The sequence below is a fragment of the Prosthecomicrobium pneumaticum genome (assembly GCF_014199915.1).
In the GTDB taxonomy this organism is placed as follows: Bacteria; Pseudomonadota; Alphaproteobacteria; order Rhizobiales; family Kaistiaceae; genus Prosthecomicrobium; species Prosthecomicrobium pneumaticum.
In genome coordinates, this window is the sequence record NZ_JACHOO010000014.1 from 40,047 (window position 1) to 60,863 (window position 20,817).

20 protein-coding genes are annotated in these 20,817 nt (G+C 69.8%); 3 read left to right on the forward strand and 17 right to left on the reverse strand.

Annotated features, from left to right (window positions below):
* Positions 1-45: 45 nt before the first annotated feature.
* The 10 genes from GGQ63_RS21110 to GGQ63_RS21155 all read right to left on the reverse strand — a co-directional run bounded on the left by GGQ63_RS21110 (position 46) and on the right by GGQ63_RS21155 (position 11,240).
* Complete coding sequence (locus GGQ63_RS21110; RefSeq protein ID WP_183858607.1) at positions 46-1,719, reverse strand: dipeptide ABC transporter ATP-binding protein; 1,674 nt, start codon at positions 1,717-1,719, stop codon at positions 46-48.
* Positions 1,716-2,660 (reverse strand): acetamidase/formamidase family protein, encoded by a 945-nt coding sequence (locus GGQ63_RS21115; protein WP_183858608.1) that lies wholly within the window; start codon positions 2,658-2,660, stop codon positions 1,716-1,718. Before GGQ63_RS21115 ends, GGQ63_RS21110 begins: the two co-directional genes overlap by 4 nt.
* A gap of 69 nt (positions 2,661-2,729) precedes the next feature.
* Positions 2,730-4,367 (reverse strand): ABC transporter substrate-binding protein, encoded by a 1,638-nt coding sequence (locus GGQ63_RS21120; protein WP_183858609.1) that lies wholly within the window; start codon positions 4,365-4,367, stop codon positions 2,730-2,732.
* Between the two features lie 49 nt (positions 4,368-4,416).
* Entirely contained in the window at positions 4,417-5,337 is a 921-nt protein-coding gene (locus tag GGQ63_RS21125; protein WP_183858610.1) for an ABC transporter permease, read from the reverse strand.
* Entirely contained in the window at positions 5,337-6,194 is an 858-nt protein-coding gene (locus GGQ63_RS21130; RefSeq protein ID WP_183858611.1) for an ABC transporter permease, read from the reverse strand. Before GGQ63_RS21130 ends, GGQ63_RS21125 begins: the two co-directional genes overlap by 1 nt.
* Positions 6,194-6,763, reverse strand: a complete 570-nt coding sequence (locus tag GGQ63_RS21135; protein WP_183858612.1) for an ANTAR domain-containing response regulator — start codon at positions 6,761-6,763, stop codon at positions 6,194-6,196. Before GGQ63_RS21135 ends, GGQ63_RS21130 begins: the two co-directional genes overlap by 1 nt.
* Entirely contained in the window at positions 6,760-7,890 is a 1,131-nt protein-coding gene (locus tag GGQ63_RS21140; RefSeq protein ID WP_183858613.1) for a transporter substrate-binding protein, read from the reverse strand. Before GGQ63_RS21140 ends, GGQ63_RS21135 begins: the two co-directional genes overlap by 4 nt.
* Positions 7,891-8,125: 235 nt before the next feature.
* Positions 8,126-9,100, reverse strand: a complete 975-nt coding sequence (locus GGQ63_RS21145) for a D-2-hydroxyacid dehydrogenase (RefSeq protein WP_183858614.1) — start codon at positions 9,098-9,100, stop codon at positions 8,126-8,128.
* Positions 9,097-9,987, reverse strand: a complete 891-nt coding sequence (locus tag GGQ63_RS21150) for a 2-hydroxy-3-oxopropionate reductase (RefSeq protein WP_183858615.1) — start codon at positions 9,985-9,987, stop codon at positions 9,097-9,099. Before GGQ63_RS21150 ends, GGQ63_RS21145 begins: the two co-directional genes overlap by 4 nt.
* Positions 9,988-10,004: 17 nt before the next feature.
* Complete coding sequence (locus tag GGQ63_RS21155; protein WP_183858616.1) at positions 10,005-11,240, reverse strand: NAD(P)/FAD-dependent oxidoreductase; 1,236 nt, start codon at positions 11,238-11,240, stop codon at positions 10,005-10,007.
* Positions 11,241-11,329: 89 nt separating this feature from the next.
* On the opposite strand from GGQ63_RS21155, the gene GGQ63_RS21160 reads away from it, so the two are divergent.
* Entirely contained in the window at positions 11,330-11,644 is a 315-nt protein-coding gene (locus GGQ63_RS21160) for a non-heme iron oxygenase ferredoxin subunit (RefSeq protein ID WP_183858617.1), read from the forward strand.
* A 53-nt stretch (positions 11,645-11,697) separates the two neighbouring features.
* Here the strand turns inward: GGQ63_RS21160 and GGQ63_RS21165 are convergent, their stop codons facing one another.
* The 6 genes from GGQ63_RS21165 to GGQ63_RS21190 all read right to left on the reverse strand — a co-directional run bounded on the left by GGQ63_RS21165 (position 11,698) and on the right by GGQ63_RS21190 (position 17,351).
* Positions 11,698-12,111 (reverse strand): Rieske (2Fe-2S) protein, encoded by a 414-nt coding sequence (locus GGQ63_RS21165; RefSeq protein ID WP_183858618.1) that lies wholly within the window; start codon positions 12,109-12,111, stop codon positions 11,698-11,700.
* 1 nt (position 12,112) lies between these two features.
* On the reverse strand, positions 12,113-13,216 hold the full coding sequence (locus tag GGQ63_RS21170; protein ID WP_183858619.1) for an amidohydrolase family protein: 1,104 nt from the start codon (positions 13,214-13,216) through the stop codon (positions 12,113-12,115).
* Positions 13,213-14,280 (reverse strand): amidohydrolase family protein, encoded by a 1,068-nt coding sequence (locus GGQ63_RS21175; protein WP_183858620.1) that lies wholly within the window; start codon positions 14,278-14,280, stop codon positions 13,213-13,215. Before GGQ63_RS21175 ends, GGQ63_RS21170 begins: the two co-directional genes overlap by 4 nt.
* Positions 14,281-14,296: 16 nt before the next feature.
* Positions 14,297-15,142 carry a carbohydrate ABC transporter permease gene (locus GGQ63_RS21180; protein ID WP_183858621.1) on the reverse strand — a complete coding sequence of 282 codons (846 nt, stop codon included), beginning with the start codon at positions 15,140-15,142 and terminating at the stop codon, positions 14,297-14,299.
* Positions 15,143-15,144: 2 nt separating this feature from the next.
* Positions 15,145-16,020 (reverse strand): ABC transporter permease subunit, encoded by an 876-nt coding sequence (locus GGQ63_RS21185; protein ID WP_183858622.1) that lies wholly within the window; start codon positions 16,018-16,020, stop codon positions 15,145-15,147.
* A gap of 77 nt (positions 16,021-16,097) precedes the next feature.
* Entirely contained in the window at positions 16,098-17,351 is a 1,254-nt protein-coding gene (locus GGQ63_RS21190) for an ABC transporter substrate-binding protein (RefSeq protein WP_183858623.1), read from the reverse strand.
* Between the two features lie 272 nt (positions 17,352-17,623).
* Here GGQ63_RS21190 and GGQ63_RS21195 point away from each other — a divergent pair, with 272 nt between their 5' ends.
* Complete coding sequence (locus GGQ63_RS21195) at positions 17,624-18,418, forward strand: IclR family transcriptional regulator (RefSeq protein ID WP_183858624.1); 795 nt, start codon at positions 17,624-17,626, stop codon at positions 18,416-18,418.
* A gap of 34 nt (positions 18,419-18,452) precedes the next feature.
* On the opposite strand, the gene GGQ63_RS21200 is transcribed toward GGQ63_RS21195, so the two are convergent.
* Positions 18,453-20,321: a DEAD/DEAH box helicase gene (locus GGQ63_RS21200; protein WP_183858625.1), complete on the reverse strand. Its 1,869-nt coding sequence runs from the start codon at positions 20,319-20,321 to the stop codon at positions 18,453-18,455.
* A 251-nt stretch (positions 20,322-20,572) separates the two neighbouring features.
* On the opposite strand from GGQ63_RS21200, the gene GGQ63_RS21880 reads away from it, so the two are divergent.
* A partial coding sequence (locus GGQ63_RS21880; protein WP_210308615.1) for a hypothetical protein occupies positions 20,573-20,817 on the forward strand: 245 nt, incomplete at its 3' end.

Here is a 20,817-nt window from a genome sequence, read left to right on the forward strand (position 1 = left end):
GCAGGCGGGAAACGACGGAGGGAGCCTCCGGCGCCCGGACGGATCTCACGCGATGGCGCGGCGGGGCTCGGGACGGCGGGCGGGATCGGGGATCGGAACGGCCGCCATCAGCTCGCGCGTATAGGCCTGCGCCGGCACCTCGAAGACGGCGCGGCGGGTTCCCGCCTCGACGATCCGGCCGCCGCGCATCACCGCCACGTCGTGGCACATGCGCTCGATCACCGCCATGTCGTGCGAGATGAAGAGATAGGCGAGGCCGAGCGTCTCCTGCAGCTCGAGCATCAGGTCGAGCACCCGGCCGCGCACCGAAACGTCGAGCGCCGCGACGCTCTCATCGGCGACGATCAGCCTGGGCTCGAGGGCGAGCGCGCGGGCGATGCAGATGCGCTGGCGCTGGCCGCCCGAGAATTCGTGCGGGTAGCGGCTCGCATGGTCGGGCGACAGGCCGACCCGGCGCAGCAGCTCGGCGGCGCGATCGCGCCGGTCGGCCGCCGTGCCCATGCGGTGGATGGCGAGCGGCTCGGCGATCGCGGCGCCGACCGACATGCGCGGGTCGAGCGAGGCGTAAGGATCCTGGAAGATCATCTGCGCCGCCCGCCTGAGCGGCCGCATCGCGCGCGGCGACAGTCCGGCGATCGCGACCCCGTCGAGCAGCACTTCGCCGGCAAAGGGGACGAGCCCGAGCACCGCCTTGCCGGTCGTCGATTTGCCCGAGCCGCTCTCCCCGACGAGGCCGAGCGTGCGGCCCCGCTGGAGCGTGAAGGAGACGCCCTCGACCGCCTTGTGGCCGGCCGCGGTGCCGCCGAACCAGCCGCGTGCGCCGCGATAGGTGACGGAGAGATCGCGCACCGAAAGCACCGGCGGCGTGCCGGCCGGCGTTGCGGCGAGCGGCTGGGTGGTGACCCGCGGCGGCCCGTCCGTGCCGGCGCGGGCGCCGAGCCGCGGCACGGCGGCGAGCAGCGTGCGGGTATAGTCCTCGCGCGGCGCGGTGAAGAGCGGCAGCGCGGCGGCGGTCTCGACGATCCGGCCCGCCTGCATGACCGCGACCCGGTCGGCCATCTCGGCGACGACGCCCATATCGTGGGTGATCAGGATGATCGAGGTGCCGAACTCGCCCTTCAGTTCGCGCATCAGGGTCAGGATCTGCGCCTGCACCGTCACGTCGAGCGCGGTGGTCGGCTCGTCGGCGATCAGCACTTTCGGCCGGCAGGAGAGCGCCATCGCGATCATCACGCGCTGGCGCATGCCGCCCGAGAGCTCGTGCGGGTACTGCCCCATCCGCCGGGCCGGGTCGCTGATCCGCACCGCGTCGAGCATCGCGCGCGCCCGCGCCGTCGCGTCCTCGGCGCCCTGATGGGCCCGGATCGCCTCGATCAGCTGGTCGCCGATCCGCATCACCGGATTGAGCGAGGTCATCGGCTCCTGGAAGATCATCGCGATCGCGCCGCCGCGCACGCGGCGCATGGCGCGGTCGGAGAGGCCGACGAGGTCCCGCCCCTCGAGGCGGATCGCACCGGCCGCGACGCGCAGCGACGCCTTCGGCAGGAGCCGCATGATCGCGAGCGAGGTGATCGATTTTCCCGATCCGGACTCCCCGGCGAGGCAGAGCGTCTCGCCGGCAGCGAGCGCGAAGCTCACCTCGGAGAGGACGCGACGCGGCCCCGCCGGCGTGCGCGCGTCGATCGACAGGCCCTCGACGGCGAGCACCGGTGCGGTCACGAAAAGACGATCCGCGGGAAGTAGAACGAGACGACCCAGTTCGGCATGTCGACGATCTCGCTGATCCGCAGGTCGCCGCAGACCGAGCAGAGCATATAGGCATCGACCGGGCTCATGCCGTGCTCGGCGGCGAGCAGATCGATCATCCGCTTCAGCGCTTCCCTGGCGCCGGTCATCAGGTCCGGGCCGATGCCGGTCGTCACCTCGTAGCCGGCCGCGTCGAGATGGCGGGTGACGGGACCCGGCGTCGTGAAACGCGGCGCGGCGAGACGGGCGTCCTTGACGAGATCGAGCGTCACCTCGACGTCCATCCGGCTCTCGATCGCGGTGCCGCAGACCTCGCCGTCGCCCTGCGCGGCATGGGTGTCGCCGATCGAGAACAGCGCGCCGGGCACCTCGACCGGCAGGTAGAGCGTCACGCCCTCGGAAAGATCGCGGATGTCGAGATTGCCGCCGACGCGGCGCGGCGGCACCACCGAGTGGAGGCCGGGTTCGGCCGGAGCGACGCCGATCGTGCCGGCGAAGGGCTTCAGCGGCACACGGCCGCCCGGCCCATGAAGCGCCGGGGCGAGGGAGACCGGATCATAGGTCCACAGACGGAGCGCCGGATCCGGAAAATCCTCGGCGAGCAGGCCGAAGCCGGGGATGTTGGCGGTCCAGCCGAGACCGGAGGGGATGAATTTGCGGATCGTCACCTTGAGCGCGTCGCCGGGCTCGGCACCCTCGACGAAGACCGGCCCGGTGACCGGATTGACCTTGCCGAAATCGAGCGTGCGCACGCTTTCGACCGTCGCATCGGCGCCGAGCTGGCCGGCCGAGGAATCGAGGCACTCGAAATGGATGGTCTCGCCCGACTGCGCCGTCAGCACGGGCTCGAAATCGCGGTTCCAGCCGAAATGGTGGCGGGCGCGGTGGATGGTGTGGTTACAGGCCACGCACATGGCTCGGCTCTCTCACTGAACGGGAGGGACCACCGCGGCCGCTCCGGGCCGCGGCGGCAGAGGTCGCGACTATGGCTTGACGAAGATCGCGTCGTAATTGATGACCCGGGTCGGATCGACATAGATGTTGTCGGCGCCGCCCATCCGCTTCGACTTCGCCACGACACGCCGCTCGTTGAAGATCGGGATCCAGGGCGCGTCCTTCATGATGTCGATGAAGATCTTGCCCCACAGCGCCTCGCGCTCGGCCTTCTTCGCCGGGTCGGACAGCGAGTCGGCCGCGACCGCCTGCTTCTGCAGATCCTCGTTGCAGTACCACGACCAGTTCCAGCCGCCCTGCACCGCGCCGGCGCAGCCCAGAATCGGGCCGTAGAAGTTCGAGGGATCGGGGAAGTCGGCGATCCAGGCCATGCCGCCCGACCAGATCATCGGTGCCTCGCCCTCGGTGCCGCCGGCGGCGATGACGTTCGACTGGGCGAGCGCCTTGATCTCCGCCTTGACGCCGACGGCGGCGAGATCCTGCTGGATCGCCTGCGCGATGCGCGGCTGCGGATCGGTGTTGGTCGAATAGAGCACGGTCGGGAAGCCGTCCGGATAGCCCGCTTCGGCGAGCAGGGCCTTGGCCTTGCCGACATCGTAGGCATAGCCCTCATAGCTCTTGTCGTAGCCCGGCATCAGCGGCGGCAGCGGCTGGTTGGCGGGTGTGGCGCGGCCGTTGACGATGCGGACGATGCGCTCCTTGTTGATCGCCATGTTGAGGGCCTGGCGGACCTTGACGTCGTCGAGCGGCTTGATCCGGGTGTTGAGCGTGACATAGCCGGTATGGAGCTGCTGGCCGTCGACGATCATCCCTTCGAACTCGGGCGACTTGCTCATCTCGAGGAACTTCGCCGGCGGCACGCCGTCGCCGGCGATGTCGACCTCGCCGCGCTGCAGGCGCAGGAGCGCGACGAGCGGCTCCTGGCCGATCTCGATCGTGAAGCCGTCGATATGCGGCACGCCCTTCTCGAAATAGTCCGGGTTGCGGGCGAAGACGAGCTTCTGGCCGATCACCCACTCCTTGAGCACGAAGGTGCCCGAGCCGACCGGCTTCTTGCCGAAATCGCCGGCCGCGGCCTCGACGGCCTCCTTCGGCACGACCGAGGCGAAGTTGATCGCGAGCACGTGCAGGAAGGTCGCGTCCGGCCGCGACAGCTTGAACACCACCGTGTCGGCGTCCGGCGTCTCGATGCCGGCGAGACCGGTCGCCGTGCCGCCGACGAGATCGTCATAGCCGACGATCGCACCGAAGAAGCCGCCGCCGGGTCCTTGCGTCTTCGGATCGACGGCGCGCTCGATCGAGTATTTGACGTCGCCTGCAACGACTTCACGGCCGTTCGAGAACTTGACGCCCTTGCGCAGCTTGAAGGTGTAGGTGAGACCGTCCGGCGCGACGGTGAAGCTCTCGGCGAGCGACGGCACGAGATCGGGCGTGCCGGGCGTATAGTCCATCAGCCGCGAATAGAGGCTCTTGATGATCGACCAGTTCTGCCAGTCATAGCCTATCGCCGGATCGAGCGTGGCGATGTCGTCCTTGTAGGTGACGACGATATCGCCGCCCTGGCTCTGCGCGAAGGCCGGCATCGTGCCCGCCCCCGTCACCAGCGCGGCGGGCGCGAACGCGACCGCGACGGCGAGCGCGGTCGATCGCAGGAAGGTCTTCAGCATGACGGGATCCCTCTGTTGAATGTTGGTTTCTGGTCGGACGGCATGGCGCTCATGCGGTTCGGATGCGCGGGTCGATCAGCGGCGCGACGAGGTCGGCGAAGAGATTGCCGAGCACGATGGCGAGGGCGGAGACGAGCGTGACCCCCATGATGATCGGGATGTCGACCTGCTGGATCGCCTGCCAGGCGAGCTGGCCGATGCCGGGCCAGCCATAGACGGCCTCGACCACCACCGTGCCGCCCATGAACTGGCCGATATCGATGCCGATCATCGCGATCACCGGCAGGAGGGCGTTCGGCAGCGCGTGGCGCAGCACGACGCGGGGCGCCGACAGGCCCTTCGCATTCGCCGTGCGGACATAGTCCTGGCCGAGCACATCGATCATCGCCGAGCGGACGACGCGCGCATACCAGCCGGCGCCGAGAATGCCGAGCGTGAAGGCGGGCAGGACGAGATGGGCCGCGGTGCCGTAGCCCGACATCGGGAACCAGCCGAGCGTCGCCGCAAAGACATAGAGGAGCAAGAGAGCGACGAGGAATTGCGGCGTCGAGACGCCGACAAAGGACATCGTCATCACCGCCCGGTCGACGAAGCCGTCGCGCCGCAGCGCCGCGACGACGCCGAGCGTCAAGCCGATCACCACCTCGATGGCGATGCCGGCCGCCATCAGGGTCAATGTCGCCGGCAGCCGCGCGGCGATCAGCGGCGCGACGGCGGTCTTCTGGTTGAAGGAACGGCCGAGATCGCCCTGCACGAGATCGACGAGATAATGCCAGAACTGGACGGCGAGCGGCTGGTCGAGGCCGAGCTGGTGGCGGATGTTGGCGACCGTCTGCGGCGTGGCGTTGCGGCCGGCGAGCAGCACCGCCGGATCGGCCGGCAGCGCATAGAGCATCAGGAAGGTGATCGCCGCGACGCCGAGCAGGATGAGGGCGGCCTGGACGATGCGGCGGAGGAAGAGCGCGGCCATCAGCCCCTCCCGCGCTGCGTCGGATCGAGCAGGTCGCGCAGCGCGTCGCCGACGAGGTTGAAGGCGAGCGCCGTCGCAAGGATCGCCGCGCCGGGAAAGAAGACGAGCCACGGCGCCGATTCGAAATAGCTCTGGCTCTCGAAGACGATGTTGCCCCAGGAGGGCTCCGGCGGCTGCACGCCGATGCCGAGGAAGGAGAGCGTCGCCTCGAGCAGCACGGTGGTGGCGATGCCGAGCGTGCCCCAGACGATCGCCGTCGGCACGAGATGCGGCAGGATGTGGAGGCCGAGAATGCGCGCCGGCCCGGCGCCCATCGCCCGCTCGGCGAGGATGAAGTCGCGCTCGACCAGCGACCGCGTCTCGGTATAGGCGATCCGCGCGACCTGGACCCAGTTCACCATCGCGATGACGAGCGCGACGATCCACAGGCTCGGCTTCAGGAGCGCGGCGAGCACGATGGCGAGGAGCAGCGCGGGGAAGGCCGTCATCAGATCGGTGAAGCGCATCAGCGCCGCGCCGGCGAAGCCGCCGAGATAGCCGGCCATCACCCCGACGAAGAGGCCGATCATCACCGCCGTGCCATTGGCGACGAGGCCGATCAGCAGCGAGGTGCGCGCCCCGAAGACGAGGCGGGAGAGGAGGTCGCGGCCGAGCGTGTCGGTGCCGAGCAGGAACTGCGCCGAAGGCGGCAGCGGCGCCCCCTCGAGCGAGAGCCCGTCGAACATCTGGTCGTCCGGCGCATAGGGCGCGAGGAGGGGCGCGAAGAGCGCCGCCACCACCACCGCGGCGATGACGAGGAGCCCGGCGACGGCCGTCGGCCGCCGCAGCAGGCCGCGAAGAAACGACCCCGCCGCCATCAGCCGGCATCCTTGCGGCGCGCGAGCAGGTCCGCGGCGACCTGTTCGAGCGTCATGCGGCGCTGCATCGCCGTCTCGCGCAGCCGGCGGAAGGCGGCGTCCTCGCCGACCTCGTGCGCCCGCGCGATCGCCTCCACCGCCTGGTGGACGATGCCGCGCAGCCGCAGCCGGGCGCTCATCCCGGCGATCTGGTCGCGCGTCGCGCGCCGCTCCTCGAAGACGTGGAGCGCCAGCACCAGCGCCGGATAGACCGAGGCCTGCGCAATCGGCTTGGCGATGATCGACCCGGCACCCTGCTCGATCGCCCAGGCGATCCGGCCGGGCGCTTCCGAGCCGAGCAGCGCCACGACGGGCACCGGCGCATCGGCCCCCGCCCAGGGCAGCAGGCCGCCCCAGCCCTGATCGGCATCGACGAGCACGATGTCGCACTGCTCCTGCGGCCCGAGCGGCGCCCAGCGACGATCGACATCGAGACCGAGCCGGCGGAGCTGGCGCGCCAGCCGCTCGATGCCCTCGTCCGCGCGGTGCAGGATGACCGCCCGCAGACCGACGAAATTCGGCGTGCTCATGAGACCACCCGCAGATGGGCGGCCGCGCCGCGCGCGCCGAGGAGATAGGGGTCGGCGGCGATCGGCGGCCGCGAGACGATCACGTCGAAGCCGCCCTCGGCATTGATGCGGCCGAGATGGAAGGGCAGCGCCGCATGATGGGTGCGCGGATCGATCCGCATCGGCCCCTGCACGGTCTGGTGCACTTTGCCGGTGACCGCCCGGCGCACTTCGGCCGGCTCGTCGGTGCCGGCCGCAACGATCGCCTCGGCACAGAGGCGCACGGCGGTATAGGCACCGGAGAAGAAGGTCGAGAAGCGCCGGTCCGCCCCGAAGCGGGCGGCGGCGAGCGCCCGGAAGGCGCGGTTCTCGGGCGTGTCGAGGCTGTCGAAATAGCTCGCCGCCGAAAGCTGGCCGACCGCCGCACCCGGCGCGATCTCGCCGAGCTCGCATTCCGTCAGGTCGCAGCTCACCACCGGGCAGACCTCGGGCCGGAAGGCGGGATCCTCCGCGGCGAGCGCGCTCATCGCGGCGAGGAAGGCATAGCTCGACGGGCCGATCAGATTGTTGAGGATGAAGGACGGCCGCTGCGCCCGGATCTCGGCGACGAGCCGGCCGATCTCGGTTTCCTCGATCGGCAGGAAGCGCTCGCCGACCACCGAACCGCCGGCCTCGAGCAGCAGGTCGCGGGCGAGCCGGTTCATCTCCCAGCCCCAGACGTAATTGGCGCCGAGCAGGAAGGCGCGCTTGCCATAGAGCGGCAGCAGATGGTCGAAGAGCGGGATCAGGTGCTGGTTCGGGCAGGGCCCGGTGTAGATGATGTTCTCGTTCGCCTCGAACCCCTCATAGGGGCAGATATACCAGAGCAGGCCGTCGTGCTTCTCGATCAGCGGCGCGACGTCCTTGCGGGTCGCGGAGAGCGCCGTGCCGACGATGTGGCGGCAGCCCTTGTCGCGCAGGAGCTCGCGGGCGAGCGAGACATAGCGGCCCGCCTCGCCCTCGGGATCGGCGATCGCCAGTTCGACCGGCACGCCCTCGCGCCGCAGCTCTTCGGCGGCCAGTTCGGCGCCGTCGCGGCTTTCACGACCGAAGGCGCCATAGGCGCCGGTGGTCGAATAGAGAATGCCGATGCGCAGGGGTGCGTCCACGATGCGGTCCCGATCCTGCAGGATCGCCGAACGCAAAAAACCCCGCGAATCCGCCACCGGAGGAGCCGGTGGGCCTTTCGCGGGGCGCTGTTGCCCTCGGCTTCTGCAGCCTATGTCGAAGTCCGGCATGCCCGCCGGTTAATCATGCTTACGATATGGGCTCGCCCTCATTTGTCAATGGCGAAGTGCCGCCGCGTCAGTGGGAAGGGTGATCGACAATGCGGTCGGTCTGCGCTCAGGCGCCGTTCACCGGCGCCTCGCCGCGCTGCAGCCGGTTGATGTTCTCGGCGAGGAGCGCCGCGATCCGCTCTTCGGCGCGCGGCGTCTCGCCGGCGCGGTGCGGCGTGAGGAGGAGGTTGTCGAGCGACCAGAAGGGCGAATCGGGCGGCAGCGGCTCGGTCGTGAACACGTCGAGCGCGGCGGCGGCGATGCGGCGCTCCGCGAGCGCATCGGCGAGGGCCGTCTCGTCGACGCAGGCGCCCCGCGCGACATTGACGAGCCCGGCGCCCGGCTTCATCGCGGCGAGCGCGGCGCGGCCGATCAGCCCGCGCGTCGTCTCGGTGAGCGGACAGGTCAGCACCACGACGTCCGCCTGCGGCAAGACCGTGCCGATCGCCTCGAAGCCGACCACCCGATCAGCCGCGCCCGCGCCGGCCTCGGGATGGCGGCGGACGCCGATGACCCGCGCGCCGAGCGCCTTCAGCATGGCCGCGAGATGGTCGCCGATTTCACCGAGGCCGACGACGAGGACGGTCGAATCGGCGATCTCCCCGATGCGCGCGTCCGGCGCAGCGACGGCCGGCGGCCAGAGGCGGCCTGTCTTACCCGCCACCGCCTCGGGGAGCCGGCGGAGCAGGGCGAGGGTGAGCGCGAGCGCGTGCTCGGCGACCGCGCGGGCATTGCTGCCGCGCGCGCTCGCGAGCGCGACGCCGCGCGCCTCGAGCAAGGCCGCGGGATAGCGCTCCATGCCGCTGCTCACCGACTGGACGAGCCGCAGCCGCGGGGCCCGGTCGAGGAGATCGTCCCGCCACAGGCCGGAGACGAGAAGCACGTCCGCCTCGCCGATCGCCGCGTCGAGCGCGCCGCGGTCGGGCGCCTCGATCACCGACACGTCCGGCAGCCGGCGGGCGAGCGCCGCGCGGAAGAGCGGCGCGCCGGGATGGGCGATGACGACGGTCGGCCGCGCGGAGAGGCCGATGGCGGAGCTCATGGCGCCGTCCGGTCCGCGATGCGGTGCCCGGCCATCGCCTCGATCGCCCGCACGAGGCCGGAATGATCCCAGGCCGCGCCGCCGAGCGCCGTGCAGAGATTGAAGAGCTGCTGCGTCGATGCGGTGTTCGGCAGTGCCATGCCGAGCGCCCTCGCATTCGAGAGCGCCAGTTCGAGATCCTTCTGGTGCAGGGCGATGCGGAAGCCGGGATCGAACTTGCCCTCGATCATGCGCGGCGCGTGCAGTTCGAGGATGCGCGAGGTGGCGAGCCCGCCGGTGATCGCCTGGCGGACGAGCGCCGGATCGGCGCCGGCCTTCGAGGCGAAGACGAGCGCCTCGGCGACCGCCTCGATCGTCAGCGCGACGATGATCTGGTTGGCGACCTTGGCGATCTGGCCATGACCGACCGCGCCGACGCGCGTCACGTTCTTCCCCATCGCCTCGAGCACGGGTTTCACATGCGCGAAGGCCGTCTCGGACCCGCCGACCATGATGGTCAGCGTCGCCGCCTTGGCGCCGACCTCTCCACCCGAGACCGGGGCATCGAGATAATCGCCGCCCGCCGCGGCGATCCGCCGTGCGAAATCCTGCGTCGCGAGCGGCGAGATCGAACTCATGTCGACGACCGTCCTGCCCTCGACCGCGGCGGCGACGCCGTCGGCGCCGAAGAGCACGGTTTCGACATCGGGCGTATCGGGCAGCATGGTGATGACGAGATCGGCGGCCGCGGTCGCCTCCGCCACGGTGGCGCAGGCGGTGCCGCCGGCCGCGACGAGGTCCTCCGGCACGCCGCGGCGCGTCTTCAGAAAGAGCCGATGCCCCGCGGCGATGAGATGCCCCGCCATCGGGCGTCCCATGACGCCGAGGCCGATGAATGCGATCCGCATGAAATGTCCCTTCCCTGTCAGGCCGACAGCGCCAGCGCCTGTGTCGGCACCGCCTCGTCGGCGACCTTGCGCCGGTCGATCGGCCGGCCGGCCGTGATCAGCTTCATCGCCGCGCGCATGTCGCGGCCGCGATTGGCGGTGGTCGCGGCGATCACCGTGCCGGCGGCGTCGAGATGCAGCGCGACGAAGCTGCGCGTCGCGAGATCGCCGCGGATCACCGTCTCCGCGGCCCGGAGCGGAAAGCCGCAGACCTGCAGATTGATGCCGAACTGATCGGTCCAGAACCACGGCAGGTCGGCATAGGGCTCCGTCCCGCCGGCCATCGCCCGGCCGACGGCGGTGCCGTGGTTCTGCGCGTGGCGCCAGTTCTCGAGCCGCAGCCGGGCCTTGAAGAGCGGATGCCAGAAGGCGGCGACGTCGCCGGCGGCATAGATCGCGCCGTCGCTCGTCCGGCCGAAGGCGTCGACATCGATCGCCCCCTCGCCCCCGAGCCCGGCCGACTTCGCGAGCGCGACGTTCCGCTCGAGGCCGATGCCGGCGATCACGCAATCCGCCTCGACCGCCGGACCGGAGCGGGTCGCGACGCAGAACCGCCCGTCGCCGAGCCGCTCGATGCCGGCAACCGCCTCGCCGAAGCGCAGCGTCGTGCCGGCGTCGCGATGCACCGCTTCCATGAAGCGGGCGATCTCCGGGACGAGGCAGCGCTCCATCGCCCCCTGCCCCGCCTCGATCACCGTCACCGTGCAGCCGAGCGCGCCGGCGCTCGCTGCGATCTCGAGGCCGATCACCCCGGCACCGATACAGACCACCGCGCGCGCCGCCTTCAGCCGGGCGCGGATCAGCCGGGCCTCGTCGAGCGTGCGCAGGCCGAGCGCATGCTCGGCCCCGGGCACCGGCAGGCGCCGGGCCGTGCCGCCGGTGGCGAGGAGCAGGCGGTCATAGGCGAGCGTCTCGCCGGTCGAGAGCAAGAGCCGCTGCGCCTTCGGGTCGATCGCTTCGACGGCCGTGCCGAGCCGGAGCGTGATGCCGAGCGAGGCGAAGCGCTCGGCCGAGCCGATGAAGGTCGGCGCCGGCTCCGCCTCGGAGACGATCACCTCCTTCGACAGGGGCGGCCGCTCATAGGGCAGATGGGGCTCGTCGCCGACGAGCATGATCCGGCCGGCGAAGCCCGCCTCCCGCATCGCGATCGCCGCGCATGCCCCCGCCTGCCCGCCACCCGCGATCACATTCGCCTCGGACCCGCCATCCGCCATCGCCGCCTCCCGGATTTTTCCCGTTGATCTTTTCTATAGCTTCAGATTACTAGAGTTTATTCGATATTGAGAACGGAGATACATTCTTTATGCCATGGATAGACACGATATCCTCCGCAGACATCGAAGAGAACACCGCGGTATCCTTCAAGATCGGCGGCTTCGAACTGGCGATCTACAGACTCGACGGCGATGAATTCAGGGCCACCGACAACATCTGCACGCACGCCCACGCCTATCTCTCGGAGGGCTGGTTCGAGGACGGCGTCATCGAATGCCCCCTGCACGCCGGCTGCTTCGATGTCCGGACCGGCAAGGGGCTCGGCGCGCCGATCACCGCGGACCTCAGGACCTATCCGGTGCGGGTCGAAGCGGGCATGGTGCAGGTCGAGCTGCCGGACTAGCCGGCACGATCCGAAGGAGCGGCACCGGGGCCGCCCCTTCGGACCGGCGGCCCTCAGACCTCCAGAACGACGTAGTCCTCCTCGACACTGACCGGGAACACCTCGGCCTTGTAGGGGCCCTCGACCAGTTTGCCGCCGCGCTCGATAGAGGCCGGGTAGTTCTTGACCCAGGTGTTCTCCGGATCGACCCAGGACTGGCCGGTGCGGATATCGAACTCCCAGCCGTGCCACGGGCAGCGCAGGATCTCGCCCTGGCGCGTATATTCGAAGGTGCCCGGCTCGTCGGAGCGGACGAGGCCGACCACCGCGCCGTGGCAGAGCCTGGCGCCCTCGTGCGGGCACTTGTTCAGGAAGGCGTAGAACGCGCCTTTGACGTTGAAGACCGCGATCTCGCGGCCGCGGACGGTGACGACCTTGTTGGTGCCGACCGGGATGTCTCCGGTCGTCGCGACGACGTAGCGGGCCATGTCAGGCGAGTCCGAACAGCGACACGGCATTGTCCCGGAAGAGCATGGCACGCTCCTCGGGGCTCAGCCGGAAGGGGAAGGCGTAACGCGGATCGTCGAAATCCCAGTGCGGATAGTCCGACGCGTAGAGAATGCGGTCCCAGCCGATCCAGTCGAAGGTGCGGCGCATATCGTCCGGCCGCTCCGGCTCGTCGACCGGCTGGGTGGTGAACCAGAAATGCTGGTGCATCTGCTCGGAAGGCAGCCGCTCGATATGCGGCACTTCGGAGCGCAACCGCCGCCAGTGCTTGTCGAGCCGCCAGCCGAGCGCGGGCACCCAGGCGAAGCCGGCCTCGACGACGACGAAGCGCAGATTGGTCCAGCGCTCGAGCACGCCCTCGACGATCAGGCTGGTGATCAGCGCCTGCGCGCTCTGTCCGGCCGTCGGATGCTCCTCGATGTAATAGGACGGCCAGCCGCCGCCGGTGGTCGCATGCGCGCCATGGCCGCCGCCATGAATGCCGATCGGCAGGTTGTGGCGCGACGCCGCCTCATAGATGGGCCAGTAGCGCCGCCGGCCCATCGGCTCGGTCAGGCGCGGCGTCATGAAGATCTGCGCGAAGGCGGGATGGCCGGCCCAGCGCTCGATCTCGGCGACCGCGGCCTCCGGATCCTCCGTCGGTATGACGATCGAACCCTTCAGGCGCGGCTCGGGATTGCACCAATAGTCGAGCTGCCACTGATTGAGAGCGCTGGCGATCGCCGCGCTGTAGTCGAGATTGCGCTGGCTGCCGGTGGCGAAGCCGAGCACCTGCAGGATGCCGAACTCGATATTGTGCAGGTCGAGATGCTGCTCGCGCATGAAGGGCAGGTCGGAGCCCGGCATGTTGCCGTTGGGCGGCCAGGCGTCGCGCCGCGAGATCGCCGGTGCGGCGCGCGGCCACGGGCTCGATTCGCGGAACGGCGCGCGGAAATGGCTGCCGTAGACGCGGTGATGCTCCTGCCAGCGTTCCGGCATATAGGCGAGCACGTCGTCCGGTCTGGCCGGCAGCGGATGGATGTCGCAGTCGACGACGCCATCCTTGACCGGGGTCGCGCCGGCGGTACGGACGAGGGTCTCGTTCATGAGAGGCTCTCCAGTCGCGGATAGGTGGCGAGCGCGTTGTCGACCAGCACGCGGCGGGCGAGATCGGCGGAGAGGCCGGCGGGGATCACCTCGTCCTCGTCGAACTGCCAGTGCGGATAGTCGGTCGCGAAGAGGATGGTCCGGTCGGAATCGATCTGCTCGATCACCCGCTCGACGACCGCGGCGTCGGGCGGTGCGTCGAAGGGCTGCAGGGTCAGCCGGACCTGGTCGCGGACGATCGCGGCGGGCGGCCGGTCGACCCAGGGCGTCTCCATCCGCATCGCCCGCCAGATCTTGTTCGCCCGCCACATGAAGGCGGGCAGCCAGGTGACGCCGGATTCGACGAGCACGACCTTGAGGTCCGGGAACTTCGACAGCGCCCCCTCGCAGATCAGGCTCATCAGCTGGTTCTGGAAGCCGGAGGCCTGCGCGACATAGTCCTCGAGCAGCGTGCTCGGCCAGCCGAGCGAGGTCGTCGCATGGCGATAGGCGCTGCCGGCATGGATGGCGATCGGCAGGCCGTGCCGCGCCGCCGCCTCGTAGATCGGCCAGTAGTGCTCGCGGCCGAGCGGCTGGTCGGCCATGGCGAGCAGGAGCACCTGGACGAAGCGCCTGTCGGGCGCGCAGCGCTCGATCTCCTCGACGGCATGCGCCGCATTCTGCCAGGGCACGACGATCGAGGCGCGCAGCCGCGGCTCGCGGTCGAGCCATTCCGCCGCAACCCAGGCGTTGACCGCCCGGCAGAGCGCCGCCGCGAGATGATGATGGTGCAGCGCCTGCGCGCCCCATACGACATTACAGATCGCGATCTGCGCGCCGAGTTCGTCGAAGACGTGCCGGCGCAGCAGCGCGAGGTCGGTGCCGGCATGACCGGTCGCCGGCCGCCAGTCCGGCCGGCTCGTCAGCGGCGCGGTCGGGGGGTAACTCGTCATGTCGAGATTGCGGACGCCGCGCACCGTCACATAGTCGCGCCAGTAATCGTCGAGATAGGGCAGAAGAACGCCGGTGTGCGGCACCACCACATGGATGTCGCAGTCGATCGGCTTCACGTCGCGCCAGGACACTTGAGACACTCCGGGCCTATTTCGAGAGCGCGCCGCTCGTCGCGCCACTGACGAGGAACGGCTCGAGGAAGATGAACAGGACGATGATCGGCACGAGGGTGAGCGTCGCTGCGGCCATCAGGGCGGGCCAGTCGACGAGATATTCGCCGGCAAAGCTCTGCAGGCCGACGGTCAGCACGCGCTTGTTGACGTCGGAGATGAGGGTCCGGGCGAACAGGAATTCCGACCAGCTCATCAGGAGAAGGTAGACGCTGCAGCTCGCGAGGCCCGGCTTGACGAGCGGCAGCACGACACGGCCGAGCGTCGTCAGCCGGCTGCAACCGTCGAGCATCGCCGCCTCGTCGAGCTCGCGCGGTACGCGGTCGAAGAACTGCTTCATCAGGAGCGCGGCGAGCGGCACGCCGGTCGAGACATTGGCGAGCACCAGCGCGCCATAGCTGTCGAGCAGGCCGCCGACCGAGAACATCACGAAGAACGGGATGATCACGAGGCTCGCCGGCAGGATCTTGCCGAGCATCAGCGAGGCGGCGAGCAGACGCTGGCTGGCGAAGGACCAGCGCGACAGGCTGTAGCCGGCGAGCACGGCGACGAAGAGGCTCACCGCCGAGGAGGCGACGGCGATGATCAGGCTGTTGAGCGTCCACAAGAGGAAGGGCTTGCGGGCGAGTGCGCCCCAGAACGCATCGAGCGAGAAGAGGCCCGGATGCGGCAGCAGCGCCGGCTGCCGCGCGAGGATCAGCGATGTCGGCATGGTCGCCGTCATCAGCATCCAGTAGATCGGGAAGAAGGTGACGAGGGCGGTCGCGGCGAGCGCGAGGAAGCCGAGCCGGGTCCCCCAGGGCGATGTCGTGCGTGCCGCCATCGTCAGAACCTCTGCTTGCGGATGGCGCCGAAGACGAAGCCGGAGGCGACGATCGCGGCGATCATCATCACCACGCCGGCGGCCGCGGCGGTCCCCATGCGGAAGAACTGGAAGGCTTCATTGTAGATGTAGAGCGGCAGGGTGGAGGTCGCGAGCGCCGGTCCGCCGCCGGTCGAGCCGAAGATGATGTCGACGTCGACGAAGATCCACAGCGCGCTGATCAGCACCGAGACGAGGCCCGCCGAGGCGATGCCCGGCAACGTGATGAAGCGGAATTTCTGCGCCGGCGTCGCGCCGTCGACCGAAGCCGCCTCGTAGAGCTCGCCCGGAATGGTCTGCATCGCGGCGAGGATCGTGAGGGTGATCAGCGGATAGGCCTTCCAGGCCGTCGCGATGATCACCGTCAGCATGGCGCTGTCGGCATTCATCAGCCAGGGCGTATCGGCATGGCTGATGCCGGTGTAGCGCAGCAGCGCGTTGACGACGCCATAGGAGCCGTCGAACATCCAGGAGAAGATCACGCTCGCGACGATGCCCGGCACCGCCCAGGGCAGGAGCAGAACGGTGCGCAGGAACCGGCGGCCGGGAAGGCGCGCATTGAGGAGCAGCGCCGTCCACAGGCCCGCGAGGAAGGCGAGCGCGACGCTGCCGCCGACATAGAGGCCGGAGGCCTTCACCGCCGCCCACAGCGTCTGGTCGGCGAAGATGCGGGCGTAATTCTGCAGGCCGAGCGGCTGCTGGCCGAGCCGGGCGAGATTCATGCTCGGCCCGATCCGGAAGCTGATGTCGACGACCTTGTAGAGCGGGTAGAGGATGAGCGCGGCGAGCACCAGAAGCGCCGGCCCGAGGAGGGCGGCGGCGAAGAGGCGCTCGCGCACCTCCCGCCTGCCTTTCCGGCGGATCCCGCCCGCATTGCGGACGGGCGACGCCTCTACGCTCGACAGCGACATCCGCATCACTCCAGCGGGAAGGTCCGCTCGAGTTCGGCCTGGGTCTCCGCCAGCACATCCGCGGTCGGATCCTCGGTCGACAGGAGCCGCACGCCGGAGCGCATCAGGATCTGGGTGAACTCGTTCAGATTGCTGCGGATGCCGGTATCGGACGGGAAGGTCGGCCGGACGCCTTCGGAAGCCGCGTTGACCACTTCGAGCTGCGGATGTTCCTTGGCGAGTTCAGGCGTCAGCACGCCGTTGAGACCCGTCGGCGCGGTGGTGAGCACCGTCCAGCGCTCCTGCCACTCCTTCTGGGTCAGGAACTCGATGAACGACCAGGCCGCGTCGCGCGTTTCGGGATCGAGGCCGGCGGCGATGTGGAGGCTCTGCGCGGCGCCACCGAGCGCCACCGGGAAGGGCGGCTTCATGATCTTCAAATGCGGCCGCACGTCCTCGGGCGCGGTGGCGATGATCGAATAGACCCACGGCCCATCGATCATGAAGGCCGACTTGCCGTCCGCGAAGGCCTGCCGCGACATCGAGGAATTGAAGCCGAGGGCCGCGCTCGCCTTGATCGTCGTGCGATAGCGCTCGAAGGCGGCGATCACGGCCGGATCGGTGAGGTTGTATTGGCCGTCCTTGATCAGCTGCTGGCCCGACCAATGGATGGTGCGCATGAATTCGTGCGCGATGGTCGGGTGCTGGGCGGTGACGGCGGAGACACCGAAAACGCCCTTGTCGCGGTCGGTCAGCTTCGGCAGCGACGCCATGTATTCGTCATAGCTGGTCGGCAGCGCGACGCCGGCATCGGCGAGCAGCTTCTCGTTATAGAAGAGCACGACCGCGCCGCTCGTCATCAGGACGCCGACGGTCTTGCCGTTCCAGTTCATCTCGCTCTGCAGCGACGACCAGTTGGTGTCGACGACCGAGCCCTTGATCTTGTCGTCGAGCGCATCGAACCAGTCCTGCGCGGCGAAGACGCCGAGGAACTCGTAGGGAAGCTGGATGATCTGCGGAGCCTGGCCGGAGGCGAAGCGGATCGTCATCTGGTTGACGTATTCGCTGTAGGGGATCTGGACGACGGAGATGTCGATGTCGGGATGGGCCTTCTCGAAGGCCGCGACGACCTCGCCCCAGAACACGCCGAAGCCGCCCTCCTCCGCCTGCCAGGTGCTGAACTGGAGCGTCTGCGCCGCCCAGCCCGGCAGGCTGGCACCGAGACTCGCCGATACCATGAAGGCCGCCAAGGCGGCCGATCGCAACAACCCACGCGTCATGACAATCCTCCCCGATCGTCGGCTTGCGCCTGAATGCTTCTTATGTGAAGCAATGCTTCACTAGGTAAACATCCGTAGGGAATTGTGTCAACTGGTTCGGAAGCGCTCGAAGGTGGATCATGGCCCTCGGGTCGGCGGGGAATCGCCCCGCGGCTCGCCTCGACCCGACGGCGGAATTGTGCGAGTGCAGGGTTCGGGCGCCGTGCCGCAACGCGCGACCGGGCGATCCCGCTCACGGCGGAAACAGTGAATTGACGGGAAGCGAGGGGCGGATGAGCGCGGGCGAAACGGAGACGAAGGACGACCGCTACATCGTCCCGGCGCTTCAGCGCGGCCTCGACATCCTCGCGATGTTCTCGCGGTCGAACCGCATCGTCACCGTGCCGCAGGCCTGCAAGGCGCTCGGCATCTCGCGCGCCACAGCCTTCCGCCTGTTCTACACGCTCGAGGCGAACGGCTTCATCGCCCGGATCCCCAATTCGACGGGCTTCCGGCTGCATTCCCGCAGCCTGTCGCTCGGCTTCGACTATCTGCACTCCTTCGACGTTGCCGATGTCGCCCGGCCGCATCTCGACGCGCTGCGCGACGCGACCGGAGCGACCACCCATCTCGGCGTCCGGGTCGGAACCGAGATGTTCTACGTGCTGCGCGCCGCCTCGCCGGACCAGCGCGACGGCCGCCTCGCCGTGCCGGTCGGCACGCGCCACCCGGCGCACGCCGTTTCCTGCGGCCGGGCACTGCTCCTCGATCTTCCCGAGGCCGAGCTCGACCGGCTCTATGAGGGCTATGATTTCGACCACCTGCCGGGTTTCGTGCCGGCCGACCTCGCGGCCCTGAAGGCACGGCTGGCGGTGGAACGGGTGCAGGGTTATGTCGTCGCGGAATCCCTCACCATGGCGCGGATCAAACACATCGCCGCCCCGGTCCACGACGCCGAAGGCCGGCCGATCGCCGCGATCAATGTCGCCGACAAGCTGTTCCCCGACGAGGCACTCACCGGCTGGGTGAAGGACCGCCTGCTCGAGGCCGCCGCCGCGATCTCCCGCAATCTCGGCCACCAGGCCTGAGGCGGGACGTTCGCGCCGGCGCGACGGGCCGGCGTCAGCCCGGCCGTTTCGGCCTGCCGCCCTTCGGCCGGCCGCCTGAAGGGCGATCGAAGGACGCGCCCTTGCCGCGATAGGGCGGGCGGCCCTCGCCGCCGGCCGGCGGACGGCCCTCCCGCTTCGGCCCCGGGCGCGGCCGGGCCGGCCGCGGACGCTCCGCCGCCGGCTCTGCCGGGGCGATGACGAGGCCCTTCTCGGTCGCGCCCGGCTGACGGACGGCTTCGGCGAAGGCGTCCGCCGCCTCGGCGGCGATCTCGAAGCGGGTCTCGGTCTCGTCGATCCGGATCGCGCCGACATCGCGCTTCGAAACGCCGCCGGCCTTGCAGATCATCGGCAGCAGCCATTTCGGATCGGCGCGGTGCTTGCGGCCGAGCGGCAGGCTGAACCAGACGCCGCCCTCCATGTCCGGCCCGCGCGCCGGCCGCACGGGACCCGGCCCCGAGGCGGCGGCGGGCTGCGCCGGACCGGCGCCGCGCGCCTCCTCGAACCGCTCGTCGCGCCGGCCTTTGCGCGGCGGCATGGCGCCGACCGGCAGCGGCACGAGATCCTCGGGCACCGGACGGGCGGCGAGTTGCTGGCGCAGGAAGGCGGCGGCGAGCCGCTCGGGCGCGACCCGCGCGACGAGTTCCGCCACGAAGGCGGCCTCGCTCTCCTCCGGCGGCTCCGCCGCGAGCGCCGCCTCGAGGATCTGCGCCCGGTAGCGCGCCTCGATCTCGGCGATCGCCGGCGCCGGCCGGATGGTGGCGGCGAGCTTGGCGAGCGCGAGCACGCGCTGCGCCGCGCCGCGCCGGTTCTCCGGCACGATCAGCACGCAGACGCCCTTGCGCCCGGCGCGCCCGGTCCGGCCCGAGCGGTGCAGCAGCGTCGCCGGATTGCTCGGCACGTCGGCGTGAATGACGAGGTCGAGATTGGGCAGGTCGATGCCGCGCGCCGCGACATCGGTCGCGACGCAGACATGCGCCCGCCCGTCGCGCATCGACTGCAGCGCGTTGGACCGTTCCGACTGCGCCATCTCGCCAGACAGCGAGACGACCGGGAAGCCGCGATTGGCGAGCCGCGCCGTCAGGTGGCGCACCGCCTCGCGGGTATGGCAGAAGACGAGCGCGCTGCCATCCGCCTCGAGCAGGGTGTTGATCACCGCGTGCTCGCGCTCGTCGCGCCGCACCAGCATCAGCTGGTAGTCGATGTCCGCGTGCTGCACATTCGCCGCGGTGGCGACGACGCGCACCGCATCGCGCTGGAAGCTCGCCGCGAGCTCGGCGATGCCGCGCGGCACGGTCGCCGAGAAGAGCAGCGTCCGGCGCTCCGGGGGCGCCGCACCGAGGATGAATTCGAGGTCCTCGCGGAAGCCGAGATCGAGCATCTCGTCGGCCTCGTCGAGCACGACGGCGCGAAGGCCCCCGAGATCGAGCGCGCCGCGGCTGATGTGGTCGCGCAGCCGGCCCGGCGTGCCGACGACGAGATGCGCGCCGCGGTCGAGCGCCCGCCTTTCGCCCCGCATATCCATGCCGCCGACGCAGGTCGCGGTGGCGATGCCGGTCTCCGCATAGAGCCAGTCGAGCTCGCGCTGCACCTGGATCGCGAGCTCGCGCGTCGGTGCGACGACGAGGCCGAGCGGCGCGCCCGGCACCCCGAACCGCTCCGCCGTGCCGAGCAGGGTCGAGGCGATCGCGATGCCGAAGGCGACGGTCTTGCCCGAGCCGGTCTGCGCCGAGACGAGCAGATCGGCCTCGCCATGGCCGCCTTCGGCCATCTCGGTCTGGACGGGCGTGAGTTCGGTGTAGCCCTTGGCCGCGAGGGCGGAGGCAAGGGCCGGATGGATCGCGGCCATCCCGTCTTCGGGGGCTGCGGGGTCGTTCGGCGTCATGATCGCGCTCTCTGTGAACGCGCCGCATAGCACAGCCGCCGCCCTCACGCCAAGGACGGAGGGTCGGCGGCAGAGTTGAGGGGGCAAATGAAGCCGGCGCCCCGCCTGACCGCAACCGCGCGCAGCAGAGGGCCATCAGGCAAGCGAACTTGCATCTCCCCCATAAGTTGCGTTAGCCACTTATTCGGTCGTGGGGTCGGCAGTTGACAGATGCCTCGGTGCACAATGTTCCGACGAGCGCCGCTTCTCGGGTGAGGATGGACCGCGGGACGGAAGCTCATCCGCGCCGACGGGTCGGGGCCGGCCAGAGGATATTTCGCCTTGCGACCGACGCGCTCGCTGTTCTCGGCGGTCTCGTTCTCTTGGCCTTCTTGATCTTCTTGGTCCGTCTCGACGCCTCCTGGCCTGCTGCCGGTTTCGTGGACACCGAGATTGGGTGTTTCATGAAGCCGGAGGTGGCAGATGCAGCGACGGAAGTTTTCGCGGGAGTTCAAGG